This is a genomic window from Paenibacillus barengoltzii NBRC 101215, from assembly GCF_004000745.1.
GTDB lineage: Bacteria > Bacillota > Bacilli > Paenibacillales > Paenibacillaceae > Fontibacillus > Fontibacillus barengoltzii.
Window position 1 is genome coordinate 1 of sequence record NZ_BILV01000140.1, and the last position, 2,052, is coordinate 2,052.

General features: G+C 55.0%; 1 protein-coding gene. It reads right to left on the reverse strand.

Features of this window, described 5'->3' with window-relative positions; all coding sequences use genetic code 11:
* Window positions 1-166: 166 nt before the first annotated feature.
* Window positions 167-1,573 (reverse strand): cysteine--tRNA ligase, encoded by a 1,407-nt coding sequence (gene cysS, locus PBA01S_RS22460; protein ID WP_127576776.1) that lies wholly within the window; start codon window positions 1,571-1,573, stop codon window positions 167-169.
* Window positions 1,574-2,052: the final 479 nt, after the last annotated feature.

The window sequence follows — 2,052 nt, forward strand, 5'->3', positions numbered from 1 at the left end:
GCCGTTGCGTCGGCTGCCTGGCCCGGCCGAGCGGCGGCGCCCACGTCCTGGCCGGGACGCACTGCTGCGCCGGTCAGGTCGCCTGCGCCCGCTTCTTGGCGCGGCCGTCCGCCTGCATCTAGGCCCTGCCGCTCGCTGGCGCCTGCCCGTGGCTCTTGCGGCCCGCTCATTTGCGCCGCCATCTCATACCCTGCGGCGTATCTTCGAGCACGATGCCGCGGGCATCCAGCAGGTCACGGATTTCGTCCGCGCGCGCCCAGTTCTTGGCCTTCCGCGCTTCGGCCCGCTCCGCAATCAGCACCTCGATCTCTTCCCCAGGCAGCTCCGTCTCCGGCGGCAAAGCGATACGCAGCACGCCGTTCATCTCCTCGAACAGCTGCAGTGCCGCTTCCAGATCGCCGCGTGCAGCCACCGGCTGCTGCAGCAGCGTATTCACTTCGCTCACCCATTCAAACACCGCCGTAATCGCGTCCGGGGTATTGAAGTCGTCCTGCATTTTGGCATGGAACAAATTGCGGATCGTCTCCAGCTTCTCTGCCCACTCCGGGGTAACCTTCGTTTCCCCGCCCTGCGGTGCTGCGCTCAGACGATGGCGAAGGTTGTTCGCGGCGTTGCTGATCCGTTCTACACTGCGCTCCGCTTGCAACATCGTCTCTTCCGAGAAGTTCAGCGGATTGCGATAGTGAGTCGATAGCATAAAGTAACGGATCGCTTCCCGTTTATATTGTGCACGCAAATCCTTGACAAGTACGCCGTTGCCTAGGGACTTGGACATTTTTTCCCCGTCGATATTGATATATCCGTTATGCATCCAGTATCTGGCGAGCGGTTTGCCCGTGGCAGCTTCCGATTGTGCAACTTCGCATTCATGGTGCGGGAACTGCAGGTCCTGACCCCCGCCGTGAATGTCCAGCGTGTCGCCCAGCAGTTGCCGAGACATCGCCGAGCATTCGATATGCCAGCCGGGACGACCTTCGCCCCATGGGCTGCTCCAGTGGATTTCGCCGGGCTTGGCCGCTTTCCAGAGCACGAAATCCTCCGGATTCTCCTTACGTTCGTCCACATCGATGCGGATGCCAAATTGCAGCTCGTCGATATTTTGACCGGACAGCTTGCCGTATTCCGGAAATTTGTGCGTACGGAAAAATACGTCCCCGCCGCTTTCATAAGCAAACCCTTTTTGCTCCAGGTCGCGGATAAAATCGATGATCACATCCATGTTCTCCGTAACCCGCGGATTTGCTGTGGCACGCGGAATTCCAAGGCCGTCCAGATCCTCGTAATAGGCTTTAATAAACATCTCAGCCACTTCCGGCACGGTGAGCTTCATCTCTTCCGCTTTGCGAATCAGCTTGTCATCTACATCTGTAAAGTTTACAACGTAATTTACATCGTATTTCTGATTCTCCAGGTAGCTGCGTACCACGTCAAAAAAGATCATCGGCCGCGCATTCCCAATATGAATATAACCGTATACGGTAGGTCCGCAAACATACATCTTCACTTTTCCCGGCGTCAGGCTGACGAACTCTTCCTTCGCCCGGGTTAAGGTGTTATAGATTTGCAATGCCATACTACACTTTCCTTCCCTGTAAGGTTAATTTCCTGCGGTTGATATTGGTTGTTTTCCAATTGGCTTTCCATCACGATGGGGGTCATCGGAGTGAGTGCGACATCGAATCTTGAATTCAGTCAGTCGCTCCGTTGCTCACGTAGATCCACCTACGCTCCGCTACTCACTCCCTCCTTCATCCAACCTTCTCGGTGCTGAAAACCCAATTTGAAAACCTTGATTTTAAGCTGTTGTTTTCCAATTGGCTTTCCATCACAATGGGGGTCATCGGAGTTGGTGTGGCGTTAAGCCGCCCCCATTGCTAACGGACCTCAGAGACCTTATTGTCTCATTTCCCGGGGATTTCCCTATCTAACGGACTCAAGCGGCCTTATTCCACATAAATCCCGCAAGAGACAAGCAATTCGGGGCAAATAACGTCATCTGTGTCCGTTAGATTTGAGACAGCCCGTTTTCCAATACATTAACGTCTCTAGAGT